The organism is Camelimonas sp. ID_303_24 (assembly GCF_053543495.1).
The window spans coordinates 271,378-294,348 of the sequence record NZ_JBLLJM010000005.1; the positions used below are offsets into that span (position 1 = coordinate 271,378).

General features: G+C 68.0%; 17 protein-coding genes. 14 read left to right on the plus strand and 3 right to left on the minus strand.

What is annotated here, in order from left to right; all coding sequences use genetic code 11:
• Positions 1-119 precede the first annotated feature (119 nt).
• The 11 genes from ACERNI_RS06885 (at position 120) to ACERNI_RS06935 (ending at position 16,824) form a co-directional block, all read left to right on the plus strand.
• Positions 120-818 carry a hydrolase gene (locus ACERNI_RS06885; RefSeq protein WP_448832533.1) on the plus strand — a complete coding sequence of 233 codons (699 nt, stop codon included), beginning with the start codon at positions 120-122 and terminating at the stop codon, positions 816-818.
• 601 nt (positions 819-1,419) lie between these two features.
• Positions 1,420-4,254, plus strand: a complete 2,835-nt coding sequence (locus tag ACERNI_RS06890) for a DUF2339 domain-containing protein (protein ID WP_448832534.1) — start codon at positions 1,420-1,422, stop codon at positions 4,252-4,254.
• Positions 4,255-4,293: 39 nt separating this feature from the next.
• Complete coding sequence (locus tag ACERNI_RS06895) at positions 4,294-4,572, plus strand: exodeoxyribonuclease VII small subunit (protein WP_448832535.1); 279 nt, start codon at positions 4,294-4,296, stop codon at positions 4,570-4,572.
• 157 nt (positions 4,573-4,729) lie between these two features.
• Complete coding sequence (gene dxs / locus ACERNI_RS06900) at positions 4,730-6,655, plus strand: 1-deoxy-D-xylulose-5-phosphate synthase (RefSeq protein ID WP_448832536.1); 1,926 nt, start codon at positions 4,730-4,732, stop codon at positions 6,653-6,655.
• A 4-nt stretch (positions 6,656-6,659) separates the two neighbouring features.
• On the plus strand, positions 6,660-7,487 hold the full coding sequence (locus ACERNI_RS06905; RefSeq protein ID WP_448832537.1) for a TlyA family RNA methyltransferase: 828 nt from the start codon (positions 6,660-6,662) through the stop codon (positions 7,485-7,487).
• Between the two features lie 260 nt (positions 7,488-7,747).
• The gene (locus tag ACERNI_RS06910) at positions 7,748-9,073 is read left to right on the plus strand and encodes a class I SAM-dependent RNA methyltransferase (RefSeq protein ID WP_448832538.1); all 1,326 of its coding nucleotides are present in this window, start codon (positions 7,748-7,750) and stop codon (positions 9,071-9,073) included.
• Entirely contained in the window at positions 9,070-10,524 is a 1,455-nt protein-coding gene (locus tag ACERNI_RS06915) for an FAD-binding oxidoreductase (RefSeq protein WP_448832539.1), read from the plus strand. Before ACERNI_RS06910 ends, ACERNI_RS06915 begins: the two co-directional genes overlap by 4 nt.
• Positions 10,525-11,084: 560 nt before the next feature.
• Entirely contained in the window at positions 11,085-11,507 is a 423-nt protein-coding gene (locus tag ACERNI_RS06920) for a DUF883 family protein (RefSeq protein ID WP_448832540.1), read from the plus strand.
• Positions 11,507-12,025, plus strand: coding sequence for a hypothetical protein (locus ACERNI_RS06925; protein WP_448832541.1), 519 nt, complete (start codon positions 11,507-11,509; stop codon positions 12,023-12,025). Before ACERNI_RS06920 ends, ACERNI_RS06925 begins: the two co-directional genes overlap by 1 nt.
• Positions 12,026-12,402: 377 nt before the next feature.
• Positions 12,403-15,075 (plus strand): pyruvate, phosphate dikinase, encoded by a 2,673-nt coding sequence (gene ppdK / locus ACERNI_RS06930; protein ID WP_448832542.1) that lies wholly within the window; start codon positions 12,403-12,405, stop codon positions 15,073-15,075.
• Positions 15,076-15,504: 429 nt separating this feature from the next.
• Entirely contained in the window at positions 15,505-16,824 is a 1,320-nt protein-coding gene (locus ACERNI_RS06935; RefSeq protein ID WP_448832543.1) for a cell wall hydrolase, read from the plus strand.
• Between the two features lie 447 nt (positions 16,825-17,271).
• On the opposite strand, the gene ACERNI_RS06940 is transcribed toward ACERNI_RS06935, so the two are convergent.
• Complete coding sequence (locus tag ACERNI_RS06940; protein WP_448832544.1) at positions 17,272-17,730, minus strand: MucR family transcriptional regulator; 459 nt, start codon at positions 17,728-17,730, stop codon at positions 17,272-17,274.
• 454 nt (positions 17,731-18,184) lie between these two features.
• Between ACERNI_RS06940 and ACERNI_RS06945 the strand changes: the two genes are divergently transcribed.
• Complete coding sequence (locus ACERNI_RS06945) at positions 18,185-18,685, plus strand: hypothetical protein (protein ID WP_448832545.1); 501 nt, start codon at positions 18,185-18,187, stop codon at positions 18,683-18,685.
• Entirely contained in the window at positions 18,642-19,646 is a 1,005-nt protein-coding gene (gene acuI / locus ACERNI_RS06950) for an acrylyl-CoA reductase (NADPH) (protein ID WP_448832546.1), read from the plus strand. The genes ACERNI_RS06945 and acuI overlap by 44 nt, the downstream gene beginning before the upstream one ends.
• A 173-nt stretch (positions 19,647-19,819) precedes the next feature.
• On the opposite strand, the gene ACERNI_RS06955 is transcribed toward acuI, so the two are convergent.
• Positions 19,820-20,815 (minus strand): LysR family transcriptional regulator, encoded by a 996-nt coding sequence (locus tag ACERNI_RS06955; RefSeq protein WP_448832547.1) that lies wholly within the window; start codon positions 20,813-20,815, stop codon positions 19,820-19,822.
• Positions 20,816-21,037: 222 nt separating this feature from the next.
• Between ACERNI_RS06955 and wrbA the strand changes: the two genes are divergently transcribed.
• Positions 21,038-21,637, plus strand: a complete 600-nt coding sequence (wrbA, locus tag ACERNI_RS06960; protein ID WP_448832548.1) for an NAD(P)H:quinone oxidoreductase — start codon at positions 21,038-21,040, stop codon at positions 21,635-21,637.
• Positions 21,638-21,757: 120 nt separating this feature from the next.
• On the opposite strand, the gene ACERNI_RS06965 is transcribed toward wrbA, so the two are convergent.
• Entirely contained in the window at positions 21,758-22,738 is a 981-nt protein-coding gene (locus ACERNI_RS06965; protein WP_448832549.1) for an L-threonylcarbamoyladenylate synthase, read from the minus strand.
• Between the last annotated feature and the right edge of the window lie 233 nt (positions 22,739-22,971).

Below are 22,971 nucleotides of genomic sequence, written 5' to 3' on the forward strand. Positions count from 1 at the left end.
GCGCTCCGGCATATTTTCCTGCAACAGGACGCCGTTCGGGAACCTCGGCCTTGACGCGCAAAGCCCCCATCGCACCACCCCGGGCAGGATCCCGCCCGCCATCCCGCGCCTGGCAACGCATGCTGTCCGGACGCCGGCTCGATCTGCTCGACCCGTCGCCGCTGGACATCGAGATCGCCGACATCGCCCACGGTCTGGCCCGGGTGGCGCGCTGGAACGGCCAGACCCTGGGGCCAGCGATCTTCTCGGTCGCCCAGCACTGCGTCTTCGTGGAGGCCATCGCCGCCGACCTGCACCCGCACCTGTCGCGCAAGGGCCGGCTGACGGTGCTGCTGCATGATGCGCCGGAATACGTCATCGGCGACATGATTTCGCCGTTCAAGGCGGTGCTTGGCGATGGTTACGGCCAGATCGAGGCGCGCCTGCAGGAAGCGGTGCACCGTCGCTTCGGCCTGCTGCCCCGCGCGGCGCCGTTGATTCATCGCATCGTCAAGCAGGCCGACAGGCAGTCAGCCTGGCATGAAGCGGTCCAGCTGGCGGGCTTCGATGCGGAGGAAGCCAGCGTCCTGTTCGGCCCGCCGTTGCCCCTGTCATTCGTCATTGACGATTTCCTCGCCCCGTGGAGCGCCGACGAAGCCAGCGCACGCTTTTTGCAGCGCTTCGCCTGCCTGTGCGGGGATCTGGACGCCGACCAGGAGCAAGGCGCCCGGGCCGGGGGCGCCGGGGTCGGGGGCTCCCAGGCCGAGGGCTTCCAGGCTCAGGATGCCCGGGCTCAGGATTCTTGGGCTGGAGCCGCGCGACGGAAGGGCGCGCGATAGCAAGGCCGATAGCCTTTTTCGCCCTGAAACGACGCTCGTTCAAAGGGATGGCGCACAATCCGGATTCAGTTTTTCAGAAAAGCGACCCTGTCTACGCGGCCCCATTGAGGCGCAAACCAACCGGAGCTTTTCCCGGAATGCCATCGGGGTCAGGGCGCTGAAGCCAGGCGGGATTATCCCGGCTCCGCCAGGGACTTGCCGGCAAACACCGATTCTGAATCAGAACGTGAGGAATTGGGCGCAAGCAGGCCGGCGCGGCGCGCCATCGCGACGAAGATGCTGGACCAGGTCGGGTTAAGATTTCGCCAACACACCTGAAATCAGGAGGACTGCCTCATGTGTAACCGCTGCAACGCGCCCTGACCATTTTGTGAGCCAGGCGGCGCCCGGCAGTGGCGGGAGCCGGAACCAGACAACCAGAACTCGCAAAAAACCCGTATAATCAAACCCGTATTTGCCGCCGATGAATCAGTTTTTCGCCTTGATCAGCGGCGGGACCCGCTGCCGCCGTGAAACGGCGCGGTCCGCCCGATTTCACTATCCAGCCCATTTGCGGATAAGACAGCGCCCAACCGACAGATGATCGCGAAGGGAGACAACCTTGGACAGCGAACTGACACTTCTCGTCCTGCTTGTGCTGTCCATTCCGGTCATCGCCATTGTCGCTCTGGTCCTGAGCATCGGCGCCCGCAGCCGCGCCTCGTTGCTGGAAGCACGGGTGATGCGGCTGGAGCAGACCGTCGCCCAACTCAGAAGCCCGCCCGAAACCACCGCCACGCAGGCGACGCCCGCCGCCCGGCCGGCTGAAGCAGCCCCCGCGCCAACCGTCGCCAGCCCGCAGAGCGCCGGGGACCTGCGCCCCGCCGCCTCGCCGCCGGGCGGCGCGCAAGCCGGGGGTGCGCAGGCAGAAGGCGCGCAGGCAGAGCCCGCGACGGCTGCCCATGGGCAAGGCCCGGACAGGGATTCGGCCCTCACATCTGCTCGCGCCGCCCGCAAATCCAGGGGCGACGGCCGCAGCTTCGAAGAAAAGCTCGGCGCCCGCTGGAGCGTCTGGGTCGGCGCCCTCGCGCTGGCCATCGGCGGCCTGATGCTGGTGCGCTTCAGCATCGAGGAAGGCTATTTCGGGCCCGCCGCGCGGGTGGTTCTGGGGCTGGCGCTTGGCCTCACCCTCGTTGCCGGCGGCGAATGGCTGCGGCGGCGCGACCTGCGCGCCGGCCGGGCGACGGCTGTCGCCGATCACCCATTCGCTGTTCCTGGCGTACCCGCCGCCCTCACCGCTGCTGGCGCCGCAACCATTTTCGGCTCGGTCTACGCCGCTTATGCGCTCTATGCCTTCATCGGTCCGGCGCTGGCTTTCGTTACTCTCGGCGTCGTGGCTGTGCTGGCCATGTTCAGCGCCGCGCTGCAAGGTCCGGCGCTGGCGGCGCTTGGCCTGCCGGCCGCCCTCGCCGCGCCCTTCATGGTTTCGTCGAACCAGCCAAACTTGTGGGCGCTGACGCTTTATCTCGCCGCCGTGGTTGGCGCCGCTTACGCCCTTGCCCGCATCCGGCGCTGGCGCTGGCTGGCCATCGCGACTGCCGTCGGCGCCTGGCTGTGGGGGCTGGCGCTGGTCGCCTCCGGCCATGACGCGCCGCTCGCCGTCAATGCCCATGTGCTGATCCAGTTGCTGCTGGCCGCCGCCGTGCTGGCGGTGGAGCCGCACTGGCGCACGCCGGATGCGGAGGCGCGGCCGGACTGGTTCGCTCTCATCGTGCTGGCCACGTTCACCGCTCTGGGCTTCGCCGCATCGGACCTGCCTCTGACGCCGCCGGCGCGCATGCTTGCCGCCGGCGCCATGGCCGGCGTGCTGTTCGCCACCGGCTGGCGCATTGCGGCCGTGGCGCCGGCCACCGTGCTGGCTGGCGTCATCACCGCCGGCGCCCTGTGGAACTGGCGCGTCGTCGCGCTGGCCATGACGGAGCCGCAAACCCTCGCCCCCGGCGGCGTCGGCCCTCATCCGATGCCGGAAAATCTCACGATCTATCTCGCATTCGCCATCATCGCCGGCCTCGCCATCGCCGCCGGCGCCCTGCGCCGCCTGCTGGCCGGCGGCGATCTGCCGCTGTTCGCCGCCGCCAGCCATGCCGCCGCCGCCACGCTGACGCCGCTTGGCGTCATGACCGTGGTGTGGATGAAGATCGCCGGCTTCGCAGCAAGCATCCCGTTCGCCCTGGTCGCCGCCGTGCTGGCGCTGGCCGGCGTGGCGCTGGCGGCGCGACTGCGCGCCGGGTCGCAGGGTGCTGCGCCCCACCACCAACTGGCGGTCGGCGCCATCGCCTCCGGGGCCGTCGCCGCCGTGGCGCTCGGCCTCACCTTCGCGCTCGACAAGGGCATGCTGACCGTGGCCTTCGCCCTCGCGGCGGCGGGAACGGCCTGGGTGGCGGCGCGGCTGGAGTTGCCCGCCCTGCGCTATGCGGTGGGCGCCCTTGGCCTGCTCATCCTTTGTCGTCTGGCCTGGAACCCGGCCATCGCCGCCGACGGCGCCATGGGCGCGACGCCGGTGTTCAACTGGCTGCTCTGGGGCTACGGCGCCCCCGCCCTCGCCTTCTGGGCCGCCGCCATGCTGCTGGCGCGCCAGGGCCGCGACCGGATCACCGGCCTGTGCGAAAGCCTCGCCATCATCTTCTCGGCGCTGCTGGTGCTGTTCGAGGTCCGCCACGCCCTGAATGGCGGCGACCCGTTCCGCGCCGCCTCCGATCATCTGGAAACCGGCCTGCTGGCCAGTTGCTCGTTGCTGTTCTCGCTGGCCCTGTCGCGCATGAACCGGCGGCGGGCTGATCTGGTCTACCGCGTCGCCAGCCTGGCGTTCATGGCGATATCGACGGTGCTGATCGTCATGGGCCTGTTCATCTTCGCCAACCCGCTGTTTACGGGTGAGACCGTCATGGGCGGCGCCCTGTTCAATTCACTGATCCCGGCCTACCTCATTCCGGCGCTCATCGCCGCCGGCCTCGCGGCGCTGAACCGGACGCACTGGCCGCGCTGGCGCACCCTGGCGACCGGCGTGCTCGGCCTCGCCCTGTTCACCGCCTGGGTGATGCTGGCCATCCGCCGTTATTTCCAGGGGCCCACGCTCTCCATCTGGCGGGAAGCCGGCGAGGCGGAATGGTGGTGCTACACCGCCGCCCTGCTGGTCATCGGCGTTGGGCTGCTGGCCTGGGGCCTTGTGCGCCAGCGGCGTCTGGCCCGCCTCGCCTCGGCGCCGTTTATCGTCGCGGCGGTGCTCAAGGCCTTCCTGTTCGACATGTCCAACCTTGACGGCGTCTGGCGCGCCCTGTCGTTCATTGGTCTTGGCCTGGTGCTGATCGGCATCGCCCGGGCCTACCAGTTGCTGCTCTATCCCCCGTCGCCGCGCCGTGGGTCGGGCGGGGGTGCGGACGACGACGTTTCCGCGTAAAAGGACCCTCTTTGAAAGGCGCGAAGGAAGCAGGCCGAGATGACCGAACCAGTGCCCGGAAAATCCGGAGAAGCCCGCGTCAACGACATTGCCGCGCTGCCGTTCGAGGCCGCCATGTCCGAGCTGGAAGCCATTGTGCGCCGGCTTGAGGAAGGGCGGGTCGAGCTGGAGGAATCGATCGCCATCTTTGAGCGCGGAGAGGCCCTGAAACGCCATTGCGAAACCCTGCTGCGCAACGCTGAGGCGCGCATCGAGAAAATCGCCCTCGGCCCCGACGGCGCTCCGGCGGGCGTGGTTCCGCTGGATCCACAGGAATAGGACAGGCGCAGGGACGGCAAGCCGGCTTTCCCGGCGGCGCGACGCCGCGTCGCGCGGGCTTTGACCTGCGGCCCGTGAAGGCTTATGTCCGGAGTGCGCGCGGGTTCTCCCGTTTCAGCGGAATCCGTGACGCGGCAAACGGTTGAAGGTATCTACTTTGGCAGTCGAGACCCCGCTCCTCGATCAAGTGCGCATTCCCGCAGACCTGCGGGCTTTCCCGGAAAGCGATCTGCCGCAGATCGCCGGCGAGTTGCGCGCCGAAACCATTGACGCGGTTTCGGTCACCGGCGGCCATCTTGGCGCCGGCCTTGGCGTGGTCGAGCTGACCGTCGCCCTGCATTATGTCTTCAACACGCCGGACGACCGCATCATCTGGGATGTCGGCCACCAGGCCTATCCGCACAAGATCCTGACCGGACGGCGCGACCGCATCCGCACCCTGCGCCAGGTCAACGGCCTCTCCGGCTTCACCAAGCGGGCCGAGAGCGCGTACGACCCCTTTGGCGCCGCCCACTCATCCACCTCGATTTCCGCCGGCCTCGGCATGGCGGTGGCCAGTGAGCTGAAGGGCGAGCGCCGCAACGTGGTGTGCGTCATCGGCGACGGCGCCATGTCCGCCGGCATGGCCTATGAGGCGATGAACAACGCCGGCGCGCGCGGCGAGCGCCTGATCGTCATTCTCAATGACAATGACATGTCGATCGCCCCGCCGGTTGGCGCCATGTCGGCCTATCTGGCCCGGCTGGTGTCGGGCGGCGCCTACCGCTCCCTGCGCGAGATCGGCAAGCAGCTGGCCAGCAAGCTGCCGCGCTTCTTCTATCGCAACGCCCAGCGCGCCGAGGAATATGCCCGCGGCATGCTCACCGGCGGCACCCTGTTCGAGGAGCTTGGCTTCTTCTACGTCGGCCCGATCGACGGCCACAATCTGGAGCACCTGCTGCCGGTGCTGAAGAATGTGCGCGACGCCGAGAACGGCCCCGTGCTGGTGCATGTGGTGACCCAGAAGGGCAAGGGCTATCCGCCGGCCGAAGCCTCCGCCGACAAGTATCACGGCGTCGTCACCTTTGACGTGGTCACAGGGGCCCAGAGCAAGCCCAAGGCCAACGCCCCCGCCTATACGCGGGTGTTCGCCGATGCGCTAATGGCCGAGGCGCGCGACGATGAGCGCGTCGTCGCCGTTACCGCCGCCATGCCCTCAGGCACCGGGCTTGATCTGTTTGGCAAGGAGTTCCCGGCCCGCACCTTCGACGTGGGCATCGCCGAACAGCACGCCGTCACCTTCGCCGCCGGCATGGCGACGGAAGGCTACAAGCCGTTCTGCGCCATCTACTCCACCTTCCTGCAGCGCGCCTATGACCAGGTGGTGCACGATGTGGCCCTGCAAAACCTGCCGGTGCGTTTCGCCCTCGATCGCGCTGGCCTTGTCGGCGCCGATGGCCCGACCCACGCCGGCGCCTTCGACATCGCCTATCTCGCCTGCCTGCCCAACATGGTGGTGATGGCCGCCGCCGATGAGGCGGAGCTGGTCCACATGGTCGCCACCGCCGCTGCTTATGACGACGGCCCCATCGCCTTCCGCTATCCGCGCGGCGAAGGCGTCGGCGTCGACATGCCGGAGCGCGGCGTTCCGCTGCCCATCGGCAAGGGCCGCATCGTGCGCGAAGGCTCCCGCGTCGCCTTGCTGTCGCTGGGCACGCGCCTGGCGGAGGCGCTGAAGGCGGCGGAAGATCTGGAGGCGCGCGGCCTGTCGACCACGGTGGCCGACGCCCGCTTCGCCAAGCCGCTTGATCTGGAGCTGATCCTCGGCCTGGCGCGCAGCCACGAGGTTCTCATCACCATCGAGGAAGGCTCGGTTGGCGGCTTTGGCTCCTGGGTGTTGCAGGCCCTGTCCGATCATGGCGCGCTCGACGGCGGCCTGAAGGTGCGCGCCATGACGCTGCCGGACACATACCAGGACCATGACAAGCCGGAGCGCATGTACGCCGACGCCGGCCTCGACGCCGCCGGCATCGTACAAAAGGCGCTGGCCGCCCTCGGCCCGGCGACCGCCGGTGCGGACGTCGCGCCGCGCCGGGCGGGTTGAACCGATGGCGCGCAACCGCGCCCATGTGGAGAGCGCGCGCGACGGCGCCAGCTTGGATCGCGCCAGCTTGGGCGCCACCCAGGATCGCGCCAGTTTGGGCGCCGCCCGGGATCGCGCCGACCGGGTGCTGACGGCCCGTGGCTTTTTCGACAGTCGCGCCAAGGCGCAGGAGGCGATCGCCGCCGGCCTGGTGCAGGTTAACGGCAAAACCCTTGCCAGGCCGTCAGACCAGATCGACACCGGGGCGGAGATCATTGCCGAAGCGCCCTATCCGTGGGTTTCGCGCGGCGGCGTCAAGCTGGCGGCGGCGCTGGCGCATTTTGGTCTCGATCCAGCCGGCAGAACCTGCGTTGACCTGGGAGCCTCCACCGGCGGCTTCACCGACGTTTTGCTGGCTCACGGCGTTGCCCGGGTGCTGGCGGTGGACGTGGGCCACGGCCAGTTGCATCCGCGCATCGCCGCCGATCCGCGCGTTGCGGCCTTCGAGGGCCAGGACGCCCGCACGGTGACGCCGGAGTTGCTCGGCGGCCTGGTCGACATGGCGGTGATGGACCTGAGCTTCATCTCGCTGCGTCTGGTATTGCCAGCGGTTCCGCCGCTGCTGAAGGCCGGCGGCGATCTGGTGGCGCTGGTCAAGCCCCAGTTCGAGGTGGGCCGGGCCCTGGTCGACAAGGGGCTGGTGCGCGACGCGGCGGCGCGCCAGCGGGCCTGCGACGACGTCACGGCGCTGCTGGCGCAGCTGGGCTTCACGGTTCGCGGCGTCATTCCCTCGCCCATCGCCGGCGGCGACGGCAACCAGGAATTTCTCGTGGCGGCCGCATACGCCGCCTGAAGGTTTTCCTGAAGGCTTTTCCTGGAGGCGGACGCCGCGCGGCGAAAAGCGCGGGCCAATGGCATGATGCGAACGCGCGAACGCCGCGACTTCACAAATAATCATGCAAAATCACATCATTATGCCGAGATGCGATCTTGTTTCAACGCATCCCGCCATAACGTGCGCAACACATTGAATAGAACAGATACGGCGGCAATCCGGTTCAGCCTGAATGGCGTGGCTGGCTTGCCAGGCGGCATGTCAGAAAGGTCCCGCGCGTGGCGGAGCAACTCACCATCGACCATCTGGGCGCGCGCGGCGACGGCGTGGCGCTGACGCCTGACGGCCCGCTCTATGTGGACGGCGCCCTGCCCGGCGAGGTGGTCAACGTCGACATCAGCGGCAATCGCGGCCGGCTGCTGTCCGTCGCGCAGGCCTCGCCGCAGCGGCGGACGCAGGATTGCGCCTGGCAAGGCGGCGCCGGGCAGAATAGCGCCGGGCAGAGTAGCGCTGGGCAGAATAGCGCTGGGCAAGCCCAGTGCGGCGGCTGCGTCGCCCGGCACATGGCCCCGGATCTTTATGAAACCTGGAAAACCGGCGCCGTGCGCACGGCGCTGCAACGCGCCGGCATCGCCGAAGCCCTGTTGCCGATGGTCGACGCGCGCGGCCTTGGCCGTCGCCGCGTCACCCTGCATGGCCGGGTCTCGCCAGGAAAGCCCGCGGCCGGCTTCATGGCTCCGCGCAGTCACGATCTCATCGCCATCGACCGCTGCCTTGAGCTGGAGCCGGGCCTGGACCGGGCCCCCGCCGTGGCCACGGCCCTGACGCGCCTGCTGGCCAGCTTCGGCAAGCCGCTCGACATCCAGCTCACCGCCACCCAGGCCGGTCTTGACGTCGACATTCGCAGGCTTGGCGAGAAAAATCTTGGCAAGCAGGCCGACGCCACCCGGCTGCGGCTGGTGGAGATGGCGGAGAAGCTCGACCTCGCCCGCCTGTCGCTGCACGGCGACGTGCTGGTGGAGCGCCGGCCGCCGCTGATCGCCATGGGCAAGGCGCTGGTCAATCCGGCCCCTGGCGGCTTCTTGCAGGCGACGGCCGCAGGCGAGCAGCTTCTCGCCGATTTGATGCTGGCCGCCATTGGCAAGGCGAAACGCGTCCTCGACTGCTTTTCCGGCTGCGGCCCCTTTGCCCTGCGCCTCGCCGAACAGTCGGAGGTGCACGCCATTGAGCTGGAAGCCCCGGCGCTGGCGGCGCTGGACCGGGCGTTTCGCGGCGCCCAGGGGCTGAAGCGCGTCACCACCGAGAAGCGCGACCTGTTCCGCCGCCCGCTGTTCCCGCAGGAGATCGACCGTTACGACGCGCTGGTCCTCGATCCGCCCCGCGCCGGGGCTGAAGCCCTGGCGCAGCAGATCGCCGCCGCCAAAATCGGCAAGGTGGTGTATGTCTCCTGTGATCCGGCCACCTTCGCCCGCGACGCCGCCATCCTCACCGGCGGCGGCTTCACGGTCGCGAGCGTGACCCCGGTGGACCAGTTCCGTTATTCCGCCCACACGGAAGTGATCGGCGTATTCGAGCGCGCCCGCGCATCAAAGGCGAAACGATGAGCAAGCCCGTCGCAGTCACCACTCCCATCGCCCGCCCCGTCATCGACCTCAGCGGGTTCGCCGCCATCGTCGGCGCGCGCCATGTCATCACCGCCCCGACAGACATGGAGCCGCACCTGCGCGAGGCGCGCGACCTGTATCAGGGCGTCGCCCGCGCCGTGGTGAAGCCGGCGACCACCGAAGAGGTCGCCGCCGTGGTGCGCCATGCGCGCCAGCTGGGGCTGGTCGTCGTGCCCCAGGGCGGCAACACCGGCCTCGTTGGCGGCCAGATTCCCGGCGGCGAGATCGACGCCATCGTCCTGTCGCTGACCCGCATGGACCGGGTGCGCGAGATCGACCCGCTCACCGACACCATGACCGTGGAAGCTGGCCTCACCTTGCTGAAGGTGCAGGAACTGGCCGACCAGGCCGACCGGCTGTTCCCGTTGTCGCTGGCGTCTGAAGGCTCATGCACCATCGGCGGCAATATCGCCGCCAATGCCGGCGGCACGGCGGTTCTGGCCTATGGCAACACCCGCGATCTGGTGCTGGGACTTGAGGTGGTGCTGGCCGATGGCCGCGTCTGGCATGGCCTCAACAAGCTGCGCAAGGACAACACGGGCTACGACCTGAAGGACCTGTTCGTTGGGTCGGAGGGCACCCTGGGCATCGTTACCGCCGCCGTGCTCAAGCTGTTTCCGCGCCCGCGCAGCCGCGCCACCGCCTTCTGCGCCGTGGCAACGCCGGCGGCGGGGCTGGACCTGCTGATGCTGGCCAGACGCCATGCCGGCTCTTCTCTCACCACCTTCGAGCTCGTGCCGCGCATCGGCGTGGAATTCGTGGTGAAGCACATCCCCGGCGCCCGCGACCCGCTGTCCGAGGCCTCGCCCTGGTATGTGCTGCTGGAGCTGTCGTCGCCGGCGGAAGGCGGCCTCGACGAGATCATGGAAGGTTTGCTGGAAGCGGCCATCGAGAGCGGCCTGGTCTCCGACGCCGCCATCGCCGCCTCACTGGACCAGCGCGCCGCCTTCTGGACCCTGCGCGAGGCGCTGTCCGAGGTGCAGAAGCACGAGGGCGGCTCGATCAAGCACGACGTTTCGGTGCCGGTGGCGGTGATCCCACAGTTTCTTGATGAAGCGATCGCCTGCGTCACCGCCATGGTCCCCGGCTGCCGGCCGGTGCCCTTCGGCCACATGGGCGACGGCAATATTCACTTCAACGTCAACCAGCCGGTGGGCAGCGGCGATCCGGCCGAAAAGGCGGCCTATCTCGACCAGTGGGACGCCATGAACGACGCGGTGCACGCCATTGTCGCCCGCCACGGCGGCTCGATCTCGGCCGAACATGGCGTTGGCCGGCTGAAGCGCGATCTGCTGCCTGGCTTCAAGGACCCGGTCGCCCTTGACCTGATGCGGGCGGTGAAGCGCGCCATCGACCCCGACGGGCTGCTTAACCCGGGCGCGGTGCTTTAACCCGCCCCGGCCAGACGGCATCGTATGGTCGATGGAAATGCGCGCAAGACCGGGGAAACTTGAGCCTGGCCCGATCCATATCGGCCGGGAATGCCCCTGATGGGCCACGGCGCGCCTGAAACGCAAGCAGGCGCTGCATTTTCTTGCCCGACCGCGCCTGTTTCCGCCCGCCTCCGGATACGGACTCCTGCCGCCCGTTAGCCGCCCGCCATGGGCCGGAGCGCCTGCGGCAAGGGAACAACACCGCGCCCGGACGGTTGTCCCTGTGCAGGCAGGCCGCCCTTGCGAGGCCTATCGCAGCCGGCATTTACCACGGCGGGCGATGTTGATTGCGCAATGCGACGGTCCGGCGCAAGCTTGGGCATGAGGGCCAGGCTGGCGGACCGGCGCCGCTGCGTTTCCCCCGTATGGTCCGGCCTGCCGATACAACCGCGCCCGGGAGCGGGCTTCATCCATGCAGAACCGTTTCAACGGCCGGGCATGAATGGGGAGCCCCGCTTCTGTCTCTCCAATGTATTGGGGCGGCGCGACGACGTGCAAAACAACAGGAGCGGATTGGCATGGCCCAGAAAGACGATGCGACGCCCGGCGGAGCTGGCGGCAAGGCGACCGATGAGGTGAAAAAGGGGGCTGAAGAGATCCGGCAGGCGGCAGGCGAAGCCAGGGACGACATCGCTGATGATTTGCGTCAGTTGCGCGAGGATATCGCCAGGCTGAGCGAGGCGGTCACCGCCATCGCCGCCAACCGGGGCTCGGCTGCCGCCGCCGCCATGGGCGACAGCGTGCGCGCCATGAAGGACAATGTCTTTGCCACGGCCGCTGACGCCTGCAGCGCCGGGGCGGATATCGCCGGCTCGGCCAGGCAACACGCCGCCTCCTTCGCAGGCGACGTGGAAGACACCGTGCGCCGCAATCCGCTGGGGGCGATTCTGACCTCCCTCGGCGTCGGCGTCCTCATTGGCCTCATGACCCGGAGCCGCTGATGTTCGGCGCGCTGATGGCGGCCGCATCTGCGCGGATCGCGGAAACCCGCCAGAGCATCGTCAGGCTGGTGATTGGCGTGGCGATCGCCGTGGCGGCTTCCATCATGCTGGTTTCGGCGCTGCTCAGCGCGCTGTTCATGACCGTCGCCTTTTACTGGGGGCCGGTGGCGGGCCACCTGACGGTGGCCGGCGTGGCGCTGCTCATCGCCATCATCGCGCTAATCTACGCCTTCGCCCGCCCACGCCGCCAGCCGGCGCCGCTGCCGGCGGTCAACGCCGCCAGCCTGGGCGCCGCCGCCGTGGACGCGGCGGCCGGCGTCGGCGCCAAAGCCGCCGGCTCCGCCGCGACCCAGGCTTTCGACGCGGCCCGTTCAGCCGGCGAAAGAATCAGGTCGATTGGCGAGGCGCTGTCCGCCGACATCGCCGGCGAGCGCAAGCAGCCGGTGGCGCGCAAGACCATCATTAACGCCACCCTCACCGCCGTGCTGGTTGGTCTGCTGATCGGTCGCAAACTGTAACGCCCGCCGCGCCGGGGCTGGAAGCGCCGCCGCCGGCGTCTGGACCCCGGCCCGATGCGGCCGCCCCGGCGTTTGGCTGCCAACGCCTGTGGTTTTCGATCCGAAAACCGGGAAATGCCGTCAATTTGCCGCCGGTCGCCGCAAAATCTGGCCGATCGGCGCTCAGCAGCATTGCCTTTTGCAATTCTATCCGTACACCCTCCCCGAACCTGGCAGGCTGGCGCGCGCGGCGCCCATCCGGGACCATTCCGGTTCCCGATCAATGGGCGGCTCACGCTCCAGCTCCATGAAAGGGACAGTCCGGCGCTCGTGAAGGAACCGCTCCCGGCGCGTTCTCGCGAAAACGGGCTGCCTCTAACCAAGAGAGTGCGCCTATCATGACGAAGTGGGTCTACACCTTTGGCGACGGACGCGCCGAAGGCGAAGCGGGCATGAAGAACCTCCTGGGCGGCAAGGGCGCGAACCTTGCCGAAATGGCCAATCTCGGCCTCCCCGTGCCCCCCGGTTTTACCGTGACCACCGAGGTCTGCACCTGGTATTACGCCAACGGCAAGGCATACCCCGCCGATCTGGAAGCGCAGGTGAACGCCGCGCTGGACCACGTCGGCGCCATCGCCGGCAAGACCTTTGGCGATCGGGAAAACCCGCTGCTGGTGTCCGTGCGGTCCGGCGCCCGCGCCTCCATGCCCGGCATGATGGATACGGTTCTCAATCTCGGCCTCAACGACGAGACCGTGGAGACCATCGCCCGCCTGTCCGGCGATGCGCGCTTCGCCTGGGACAGCTACCGCCGCTTCATCACCATGTATTCCGACGTGGTGCTGGGCGTGGAGCACCACCATTTCGAGGACGCTCTTGACCAGGTGAAGAACCGCAAGGGTTATGGTCTCGACACCGACCTGTCCGCCGAGGACTGGAAGGGGCTGGTTGGCGTCTACAAGGACATCGTCAGCCGCGAGCTCGGCCGCCCCTTCCCGCAGGACGCGAAGGAGCAGCTCTGGGGCGCCATGGGCGCCGTGTTCGGTTCGTGGATGAACGCCCGCGCCAACAAATACCGTGAATTGCATGGCATTCCGGCCAGCTGGGGCACGGCGGTCAACATCCAGGCCATGGTGTTCGGCAACCGCGGCGTGACCTCCGCCACCGGCGTCGCCTTCACCCGCAATCCCTCGACCGGCGAGAAGGAACTGTACGGCGAATACCTCATCAACGCCCAGGGCGAGGACGTGGTGGCCGGCATCCGCACGCCGCAGGACATCACGGAAAAGGCGCGCATCAACGCCGGCTCCGACAAGCCGTCGCTCGAACAGGAAATGCCGGCGGTCTACGCCGAACTCGTCCGCATCTATGGTCTGCTGGAAAAGCACTACCGCGACATGCAGGACATGGAGTTCACGGTCGAGGAAGGCAAGCTGTGGATGCTGCAGACCCGCAACGGCAAGCGCACCGCGCGCGCCGCCCTGCGGATCGCCGTTGACCTGGCCAGCGAAGGCCTGCTGACGAAGGAAGAGGCGGTGCTGCGCGTTGAGCCCCAGGCGCTCGACCAACTGCTGCACCCCACCCTCGACCCCAAGGCCGCCCGCACCATCGTCGCCAGCGGCCTGCCCGCCTCCCCCGGCGCCGCCTGCGGCGAGATCGTGTTCTCGTCCGATGAGGCGGAGGACGCCCGCAAGGCCGGCCGCCGCGTCATTCTGGTGCGCATCGAAACCAGCCCGGAAGACATTCACGGCATGCACGCCGCCGAGGGCATCCTGACGACGCGCGGCGGCATGACCTCGCACGCCGCCGTGGTGGCCCGCGGCATGGGCAAGCCATGCGTCTCCGGCGCCGGCACGATCCGCGTTGACTACAAGGCGCAGACCATGACGGTCGGCGGCCATGTCTTCAATCGCGGCGACGTCATCACCCTCGACGGCGGCACGGGCGAAGTGTTCGCCGGCGCGGTGCCGACCATCGAGCCAGAACTGTCGGGCGAGTTCGCGACCCTGATGGGCTGGGCCGACGCCGGCCGCCGCCTGAAGGTGCGCGCCAACGCCGATACGCCGCGCGACGCCAAAACCGCGCGCGCCTTTGGCGCCGAAGGCATCGGCCTGTGCCGCACCGAGCACATGTTCTTCGACGCCGACCGCATCATGACCATGCGCGAGATGATTCTCGCCGAGGATGCGGACGGTCGCCGCGCCGCCCTGGCCCGCCTGCTGCCCATGCAGCGTTCGGACTTCGCCGAGCTGTTCACGCTCATGGCTGGCCTGCCGGTCACCATCCGCCTGCTCGATCCGCCGTTGCACGAGTTCCTGCCGCACACCGAGGCGGACATCGAGGAGGTGGCGAAGGCCATTGGCGCGTCGCCGGAGAAGGTGCGCCGCCGCGCCCAGGAGCTGCACGAGTTCAACCCGATGCTTGGCTTCCGCGGCTGCCGCCTGGCGGTGGCCTATCCGGAAATCGCCGAAATGCAGGCCCGGGCCATTTTCGAGGCCGCCGTCGAAGCATCGAAGAAAACCGGCCAACCGGTGATTCCGGAAGTGATGGTGCCGCTGGTCATGACCCGGGCCGAGCTGGACCTGGTCAAGGCCCGCATCGACGCCATGGCCGTCGCCGTACAGCAGGAAACCGGCGCCAGCTTCACGTATCAGGTCGGCACCATGATCGAGCTGCCGCGCGCCGCCCTGCGCGCTGGCGAGATCGCCGAATCGGCTGAGTTCTTCTCCTTCGGCACCAACGACCTGACCCAGACCACGCTCGGCATCAGCCGCGACGACGCCGGCTCGTTCCTCGGAACCTATACGGCCACTGGCCTGCTGCCGGCCGATCCGTTCGTCACGATTGATCAGGACGGCGTTGGCGAACTGGTGCGCATCGGCGTCGAGCGCGGCCGCAAGACCCGCGCCGGGCTGAAGGTCGGCATCTGCGGCGAGCACGGCGGCGATCCCGCCTCCGTCGCCTTCTGCGAGGAGACCGGCCTCGACTACGTCTCCTGCTCGCCCTACCGCGTGCCGATTGCCCGCCTCGCCGCCGCCCAGGCCGCCATCCGCGTCAAGGGCGTGCAGTAATACCAGGCGCGCAGATGCTGACGCATCCGCGGCCTGAAAAGCTCCGGCCCCGCCTGGGGCTGCCCAAACCCGCTGTCCCGGACGCTTCTGGTCTGGATATATGGGGGGTCTGGGTACAAGGCCTGGCGGAGCCCTGAAGAACAGAACAGGCCGGCGCATTGCGCCGGCCTGTTTTCATTTGCCCCCGGGCGCGCGCCCTCACATTTGCGCCGCCCCCGGCGGATCCTGTGCCGCGCCGGAACACAAATGCAGCCGGCTTTACCGTTTCTAAACGCTGTTGCGCGATTCTTTCACTGTCGCCGGATCAGATTCCCCGGCCCCGGCTCCCGTCGCCACGACCGGATAAATGGCAGCGAAACCATGCGTTTGCGTCGCAACAGGATGAAATGGCTCTGCGCCACGACTACGCCCTGGGCCCTGGGGGCCGGCATGCTCGTGTCGTTCACCGCCAGCGCCGGGCAGGATCTGAGCGTCGGCGTCAGCGCCGGCCCCGCTCCGGTGAAATACGCCATCCTCGACCAGGACAATCTGGTGCCGCAGGCGCCCGGTCTCGTCGCGGCGACGCTTGGGCTCACCGGCGGCAATTCTGGCCTTGCGAGCCTCGGGCCTTCCCAGGCTGGCGCCGCCATTCGCCTCGCCTCCTACACCAATGACGCCGACCTGCGGCTGTTTCCCGGACCCGACGAAGTCGGCCAGGCTCCGCGCGACGACCTGAAACAACAGGCGCGCCGCCTGCCGGACCCGCGCTTCCCGGAAGTGCAGCGCCAGCGCAAGGGCGACCCACAGGTGGCGCTCCGTTCGACGCTCAGCCGCGCCGGGCGTGATGCCGGCTGGACGCGGCCGGCGACCCACGCCGGCAAGCTGCTCTTCACCCGCGACGACCGTCTGCTGCCGCGCACCATCCTGATGGAAGGCCCGGTGGAAGTGCCGGCGCTGGAAGACGTGCTGCGCTTCGAAAGCGTTGATGACGAGAACGACGGCGCCACGACGCAGCAGAGCGCCGAATCGTCGCCCATCGCCCCCTCCGCCATCGCCACCGGCCCCTCAGAGCCAGCCGACATGGCCGGGGCCCCTGAAAAGGAAGGGACGGAGAAGCTGTTCGGCAGCGCCCGTCGCGCCGCTGCGTTTTCATGGCGCCGCCCCAGCGACGCGCGCGATGGCGGCACGCCAGCAACCCCGCGCGCCATGGCGCTGGGCTCCGCGACGCCGGCCCCGCCTGAAGCCACGCCCATGGAAATCGCCGCGGCTCCAGTGATTGTCGCCCCCGGCCAGAACATGTCTGTCGTCGCCCGCCTCGGTCCAGGGAAGCGCAGTTATGCCGGCCTGATCAGCCCCGACCACATGGCGCGCGAACAGCGCTGCCTGGCCGAGGCGGTGTATTTCGAGGCGCGCAGCGAGCCGGCCGCTGGCCAGGCCGCCGTGGCCCAGGTGGTGCTGAACCGCGTCAAGAGCGGCCTGTATCCCACCACGGTCTGCGGCGTCGTCTACCAGAACCGCCACCGCCACAATGCCTGCCAGTTCTCATTCGCCTGCGAAGGCAAGCGCCTGGTCACCAACGAAACCGCCCCATGGCGTCAGGCGGTGCAGATTGCCCGCGCGGTCTATGAGGGACAGACCTATGTGGCGGAAGTCGGCGGCGCCACCCATTATCACGCTGACTATGTCCGGCCGCGCTGGGCAAAAAAGCTGAAGAAAAACGACGTGATCGGCCGCCATATCTTCTACCAGTTGCGTCCAGGCCAGACCTGACGGCCAGGCGCGACAATACCCCAACGGCAAGCCCCACCGCCGGACCACGCGCCAGAACGCTTTTCGACCAGACGGAAACGCCTGGTCGATGAACATTCGCCAGAAAAGGAAGCTGGCGGCCAGGAAAGCTGACAACAAGGAAAACTGGCGACAAGACAAACTGGCGCAATTTCCGATCCATACTGGCCCGGCATTGCGCGATGTTCCCGCGAAGTTGACGCCCCTTGCCAGACCTTCCTTCCTCACCGGCCCGCCATGCGCGGCCCGCCATGTCCGGCGTCACGGAACAATCCTGATATCCGATCCGATAGCTTGCCCGACGCGTGACCCAACATCTGGCCCAACAACCGGCAAAATAGCGCGTCGAACGGCCGCTTCACGACGCCGTCCTGATAGCGGATCACCCGCCACCAGGACGCCGTTGTGCAGCTATCCTTGCCGGTGCGTTCAGGAGCGCGCCATGCGTCGCCCGCCGGCGTTGGCCGCGGGGGGCCTTTCACTTCCCTCCGGCGTAAACACGTCATTGTAGCCATATGGCCCGCGCGTGCGCGGTGAAGCATAGTTGGGCGCGATCATGGGATAGGTGGGCGGCAAATTCCACTTGGCCCTGTAATCCGCCGGCGTCATGCCAAACGCCGCGCTCAGATGTCGTTTCAGAAATTTGAAGCGCTTTCCGTCCTCAAGACAGACAATATACTCTGGCGTAACGGATTTCTTGATGGGAACCGCTGGCTTCAGCTTGCTGGCCGCCTCAGCCACGGACCCGCTCAATCGGGTCAATGAAGAGTGAACCGAATTTATCACATCCGACAGCTGATCACTGTCGATCTGATTATTTTTTACATAGGCAGAAACAATATTTGTCGTAAGGCTGATAATATTATCTTCGATGATGTCTTCAGACACAGCCGCTCTCCTCTCCAGAAAGCTGACGGAATGGGACAAGTGTTACGCGCGGCGCGGTAAGTACAACCCCAATTCGCGGATATACGCCAAACACAGGACTATACCGCCCTCCGCACCATCACCTCGGGACAGACACACCTGCATCTACCCAGACGCCATCAGATGAAAAGACAACCTGATGAATAAAAATTACGACATATAAATACTTTTTGCAATGCAAAATATACAAGATGAAATACCTAAAAAATAATGCAGACCCGATTAATACTTGAGAGGCGCATCAACCCGCGCCGGACGGCCGGAATCCGCGCGCCTGACGCATTGAATTCAGGTCAGGCCCAAACACCGCCAAACCCAAACGGCGCCAAACCCAGACGGTGCCTGGCCCGCCCGCTGCATGCGCCCCGCTGCCTCCCTCCTGCGGCCTGGCGCGCCGTCGCCCGCAGCCTCCCGCATGCAGTTGCGCGCCACACTCCGTCCTGGCCTGAAGACGCCGGCAAATGCCGCCATGGGCTTGAAACAGGCAGAACCACATTGCGCCGGAGCGCTTTCCGGCAAGAATTCGCTCAAACAGGAGAACTTTGCTCAAGCAGGAAAACCTGGGGCCGCTTCCGACCCATATCAATTGGAAACTGCTCCAGACAGACGCCAGTTGATCCCGTCATTTGCTCCCATCGCGCCAACCCGCCGCAGCCAGCCGGCGCATAGCCCGCAAATGCAGCTTCCCTGTTGCCCGATGCGCCGCAATCAGGTTGAACCAGAGAGCGCGCCAAAATCTCGCGAGCCTGAAGCACGGAATTTTGGCAAGGCCCGGACTTTGCAGGCCGCAGACGCGGCGGCGCTTTCGCGACCTGCGATCAGACGTATTGGCGGCGCCGGCCAGGCCCGGGTCGCCGCAAGGGAGAGTATCCATGGCGACAGGCAATTTCCGCGCGCTGGTGGTGCGCAAATCTGACAATCCCGAGGACAAGACCCAGCGCGTCGCCCTGGAGAGCGTTGACGATACGATCCTTGGCGAGGGCGACGTCACCGTGCGCGTCACCCACTCCACCGTCAATTTCAAGGATGGCCTCGCCATCACCGGGCGCTCGCCAATCATCCGCCGCTGGCCGATGATTCCTGGCATCGATTTCGCCGGCGTGGTCGAGCAATCGGACAGCCCCGCCTTTCCCGTCGGCTCCGAAGTCGTGCTCAACGGCTGGGGCGTCGGCGAGGGCCACCCTGGCGGCTACGCCCAGCGCGCCCGGGTGAAGAGCGACTGGCTCGTGCCGCTGCCCGCCGGCCTGTCCGCGGCGCAGGCCATGGCCATCGGCACGGCCGGCTATACGGCGATGCTGTGCCGCATGGCGCTTGAACGTCATGGCGCCACGCCGGACCAGGGGCCGGTGCTGGTCACTGGCGCCTCCGGCGGCGTCGGCTCGGTGGCGGTGGCCCTGATGGCGGCGGCGGGCTGGGAGGTGATCGCCTCCACCGGACGTCCTGAAGAAGCCGCCTATCTGCAAGGCCTCGGCGCCACCACGATCATGAACCGCTCGGAGCTTTCCGCCCCCGGCAAGCCGCTGGGCAAGGAGCGTTGGGCGGCCGCCATTGATTCGGTCGGATCCCACACCCTCGCCAATGTGCTGGCCTCGACGAAGTATCGCGGCGCCGTCGCCGCCTGCGGCCTGGCCCAGGGCATGGACCTGCCGGGCTCCGTGGCGCCGTTCATCCTGCGCAACGTCGCCCTGCTTGGCGTCGACAGCGTCATGTGCCCGGCGGCCGACCGGCGCGAGGCGTGGACGCGGCTGGCGAAGGAGCTGGACCTGCGCAAGCTCGGCGACATGACCTCGACCATCAGCCTCGACGACGTGCAGGGCGCCGCCCACGACATCCTCGCCGGCAAGGTGCGCGGTCGCCTGGTGGTGGAAATCGGCTGACGCCAGAACCCGGCTCGGTTTCCCGCCACACGGAAGCCGCGCCGCTCCCGCCTGCGCGCGCCATGCGGGCGCGTTCGGGGCGCCTATCCGGCGAAACACGCCCGGAGCGAAGAAAACGGACGGATTTCCGGTTTACCGAGCGGGACAGGCGCCGGTGGGCCTGGCCCCCGGCGTCATCCCGGCTGCATCATCCCGGCGGCGGCATCCCGCGGCGTCCAGGGCGCCTCGCCCTCGATCACCGGGCGATGGCGGCCAAGTTCGCCGCCGACGAAGTCCATGAAAGCGCGCACGCGCGGCGCGTGGCGCAGATCCTGATGGGTGAGCAGCCACAGGCTGCTGGAAATGTCGTTGTGCGGCGGCGACAACCGCACCAGGTCGCCGTTCAGGTCGGCCGTCATGCACGGCAGCGGCCCAACGCCAAGGCCGGCGATCACCGCGTCGGCCAGCGAGCGCACGGTATTGACGCGAAACCCCACCTGATCGTGCCCGCCGGCCTGGTCGCGCACGAAACGCGCCGCCCGGATCTCACTCAATTCGCCGCCCAGCCCCACCCAGCTTGCGCTGGCGCAAAGCTCCGGCGCGTGCGCGCCCGTGCTGCCGGGAAAATCGGCGCGCCGGCCATAAACCGCCCAGGCGATGCGGCCAATGCGCCGCCCCACAAGGGTTTCGCCCGGCTTGTCCGTGGCGCGGATGGCGATGTCGGCGTCGCGGCGCGACAGGTTGAGGTGCGCGTTGTCCACCACCACATCGAGCCGGATTTGCGGATGCTTGCGGCGGAATTCGCCAATGATCCGGATCAGCAGCACGCCCATGAGGCCGTCATTGGTGGTGACGCGCAACTCGCCGGAGGGGGCCAGGTCCTTGCCTTCGACCTTGCGCAGGAAGCCGCTGGCCGCATCCTCCATGGCGTCCGCCACGGCGACCATTTCCTCACCGGCGGCGGTCAGCGCATAGCCGCCGCGCCGCCGCTCGAACAGCGTGCAGTCCAGCGTGGCCTCCAGCTGCGCCAGGCGGCGGAAGACGGTTGAATTGTTGACGCCGAGGGTTGCGGCCGCCCCGGCCAGGCCACGGGCGGAGGCGATGGCGCGCACCAGGCGAAAATCGTCCAGCGGTACGGCGGCATTGGTCAGACGCGTGCGGGCGCGGCTGGCGGCGGTTGTGTCGGTCATGACGGCAGCATGCATCCAGATTGCAAATTTGCAATGAAACAATTGCGTCGCCGGCTCTGGTCCTGCGTCAAAAGAATGGTCAGTTTGAAGGGCGACAGAACGGCGCGTCGGCGGGAACGGCCCGCGGCCCCCCTGAGCTTCCGTTTCTGATCCCGGTTTTGACCCATGCCATACCGCTGCGAAGCGTTTCGCCGGATTGGTTGCAGGACGCGGAGAACGACAATGACCAAGGTTCTGGTTCTTTATTATTCGAGCTACGGCCACATCGAGAAAATGGCGGAAGCCGTTGCCGACGGCGCGCGCAGCGCTGGCGCGGACGTCACGGTGAAGCGCGTGCCGGAGACGGTTCCGGAAGACGTGGCGCGCGGCGCCCACTTCAAGCTTGACCAGGCCGCCCCGGTGGCGACCGTCGCCGAGCTGCCGGAGTATGACGCGATCATCTTTGGCGCCCCTACCCGCTTTGGCGTATTCGCCTCGCAGATGCGCGCCTTCCTCGACCAGACCGGCGGCCTGTGGGCCCAGGGCAAGCTGGTCGGCAAGGTCGGCAGCGCCTTCACCTCCAGCGCCACCCAGCATGGCGGTCAGGAATCGACCCTCCTCACCTTCCACCCGACGCTGCTGCACCACGGCATGGTCGTGGTTGGCCTGCCTTACGCTTTCGCCGGCCAGATGGGCGTGGACGAGATCAAGGGCGGCTCGCCCTACGGCGCCAGCACCATCGCCGATGGCGACGGCAGCCGCCAGCCGTCGGAAGCGGATCTGGCCGGCGCCCGCTACCAGGGCGCGCATGTGGCGAAAATCGCCGCGAAGCTGGCTTCCTGACGGGCGGCTCACGATACGGGGCGCACGCCGCCCTGCCGCGGAATGACTTTCCGGGCCGGCCAGTTTCCAGCCCGGACGGGCCGGCTCCGCCCGGCTTCCGCCGGCCCTGCTACCCCAGTCCTATTTCGGCGCGGCGGCGCGGCGCAGACGGTCGTTGATCGCCTCGCCAAGGTCCCGGTCCGGCACGGGCGTCACCGCGATTGCAGCCACGCCAGCAGCGTCGAGCCGACGCAGGGCGCCGAACAGATTGGCGGCGGCCTCCCCAAGGTCACCGCTTGCGCTCAGATCCAGCGTCAGGACGGCCCGGTCGCCGCCAGGCGGGCGGGCGCCGCCGAAAGTCAGCAAACCCTCGCCTTCCAGCACTTCATCGACATTCAGCCGCACCCGTGCGTTCGGCGCGTAGTGCGAGGCCAGCATGCCCGGCGAAACCGGCCGCGCCGGATCCGCGTCAGCGTTATCCGCCAGCCTGCCGCCCAGCGCCGCCTCGATCGCGCCGCGGGTAACGCCGCCCGGTCGCAGTAGCGTGGCGACGCCATCAACCACCGCCACCACGGTTGATTCCACCCCCACCCGCGTCGGCCCGCCATCCACCACCGCGTCGATGCGGCCGTCGAGATCAGCCAGCACATGGGCGGCGCTGGTTGGGCTCACATGGCCGGAAACATTGGCGGAAGGCGCCGTCACCGGCCGGCCAACCTGGCGCAACAGCTCCCGCGCCGCGTCGGTGGCCGGAACCCGCAGGGCGATGGTCGACAGGCCCGCCACCGCCAGGTCGCTGACGCCGGAGCCGGCCACGGCCGGAACCACCAGGGTCAGGGGCCCCGGCCAGAACCGCTCCGCCAGCCGCAGCGCCACCGCGTCGAACACGCCAAAGTCCCGGGCGGCGGCAAGGTCTGGCACGTGTGAAATCAGCGGATTGAACGACGGCCGCCCCTTGGCGGCGTAGATGCCGGCCACCGCCCGCCCGTTGGTCGCATCGCCGCCCAGCCCGTAAACCGTCTCGGTGGGAAAAGCGACAAGGCCACCGTCGCGCAGCAGTTGCGCGGCGCTCGCAAGGCCCTCCGCGCTGGCGTCCAGTCGCAAGGTGCGCCGCGTCATCATCCATTCCTGTATCCGGGCGCCCGCCGCCCGCGCCTGTGTAGCGGCTTTGGCATCCTTTGTATCCCTTTTGTCGCGCGGGCGCTGTCCGGCGCAGTTCGCATGTCGGCGCGACGGACAAAAGGTCCCGCCAAAAGGCCCGGACGCAACAAGTTACGGAAGTCGTTTCCGAAATCGCCCGCCATGAGCCAACTGGCCGCTGGTCAATTGACGGAGATGACATTAAACCTTCGTCT

Coding starts and splice junctions, on each gene's coding strand:
- ACERNI_RS06885 (WP_448832533.1), top strand. CDS start 120: ATGCTGTCCGGACGCCGGCTCGATCTGCTCGACCCGTCGCCGCTGGAC.
- ACERNI_RS06895 (WP_448832535.1), top strand. CDS start 4,294: ATGACCGAACCAGTGCCCGGAAAATCCGGAGAAGCCCGCGTCAACGAC.
- ACERNI_RS06905 (WP_448832537.1), top strand. CDS start 6,660: ATGGCGCGCAACCGCGCCCATGTGGAGAGCGCGCGCGACGGCGCCAGC.
- ACERNI_RS06915 (WP_448832539.1), top strand. CDS start 9,070: ATGAGCAAGCCCGTCGCAGTCACCACTCCCATCGCCCGCCCCGTCATC.
- ACERNI_RS06920 (WP_448832540.1), top strand. CDS start 11,085: ATGGCCCAGAAAGACGATGCGACGCCCGGCGGAGCTGGCGGCAAGGCG.
- ACERNI_RS06925 (WP_448832541.1), top strand. CDS start 11,507: ATGTTCGGCGCGCTGATGGCGGCCGCATCTGCGCGGATCGCGGAAACC.
- ppdK (WP_448832542.1), top strand. CDS start 12,403: ATGACGAAGTGGGTCTACACCTTTGGCGACGGACGCGCCGAAGGCGAA.
- ACERNI_RS06935 (WP_448832543.1), top strand. CDS start 15,505: ATGCTCGTGTCGTTCACCGCCAGCGCCGGGCAGGATCTGAGCGTCGGC.
- ACERNI_RS06945 (WP_448832545.1), top strand. CDS start 18,185: ATGCAGTTGCGCGCCACACTCCGTCCTGGCCTGAAGACGCCGGCAAAT.
- acuI (WP_448832546.1), top strand. CDS start 18,642: ATGGCGACAGGCAATTTCCGCGCGCTGGTGGTGCGCAAATCTGACAAT.
- ACERNI_RS06955 (WP_448832547.1), bottom strand. CDS start 20,815: ATGACCGACACAACCGCCGCCAGCCGCGCCCGCACGCGTCTGACCAAT.
- wrbA (WP_448832548.1), top strand. CDS start 21,038: ATGACCAAGGTTCTGGTTCTTTATTATTCGAGCTACGGCCACATCGAG.
- ACERNI_RS06965 (WP_448832549.1), bottom strand. CDS start 22,738: ATGATGACGCGGCGCACCTTGCGACTGGACGCCAGCGCGGAGGGCCTT.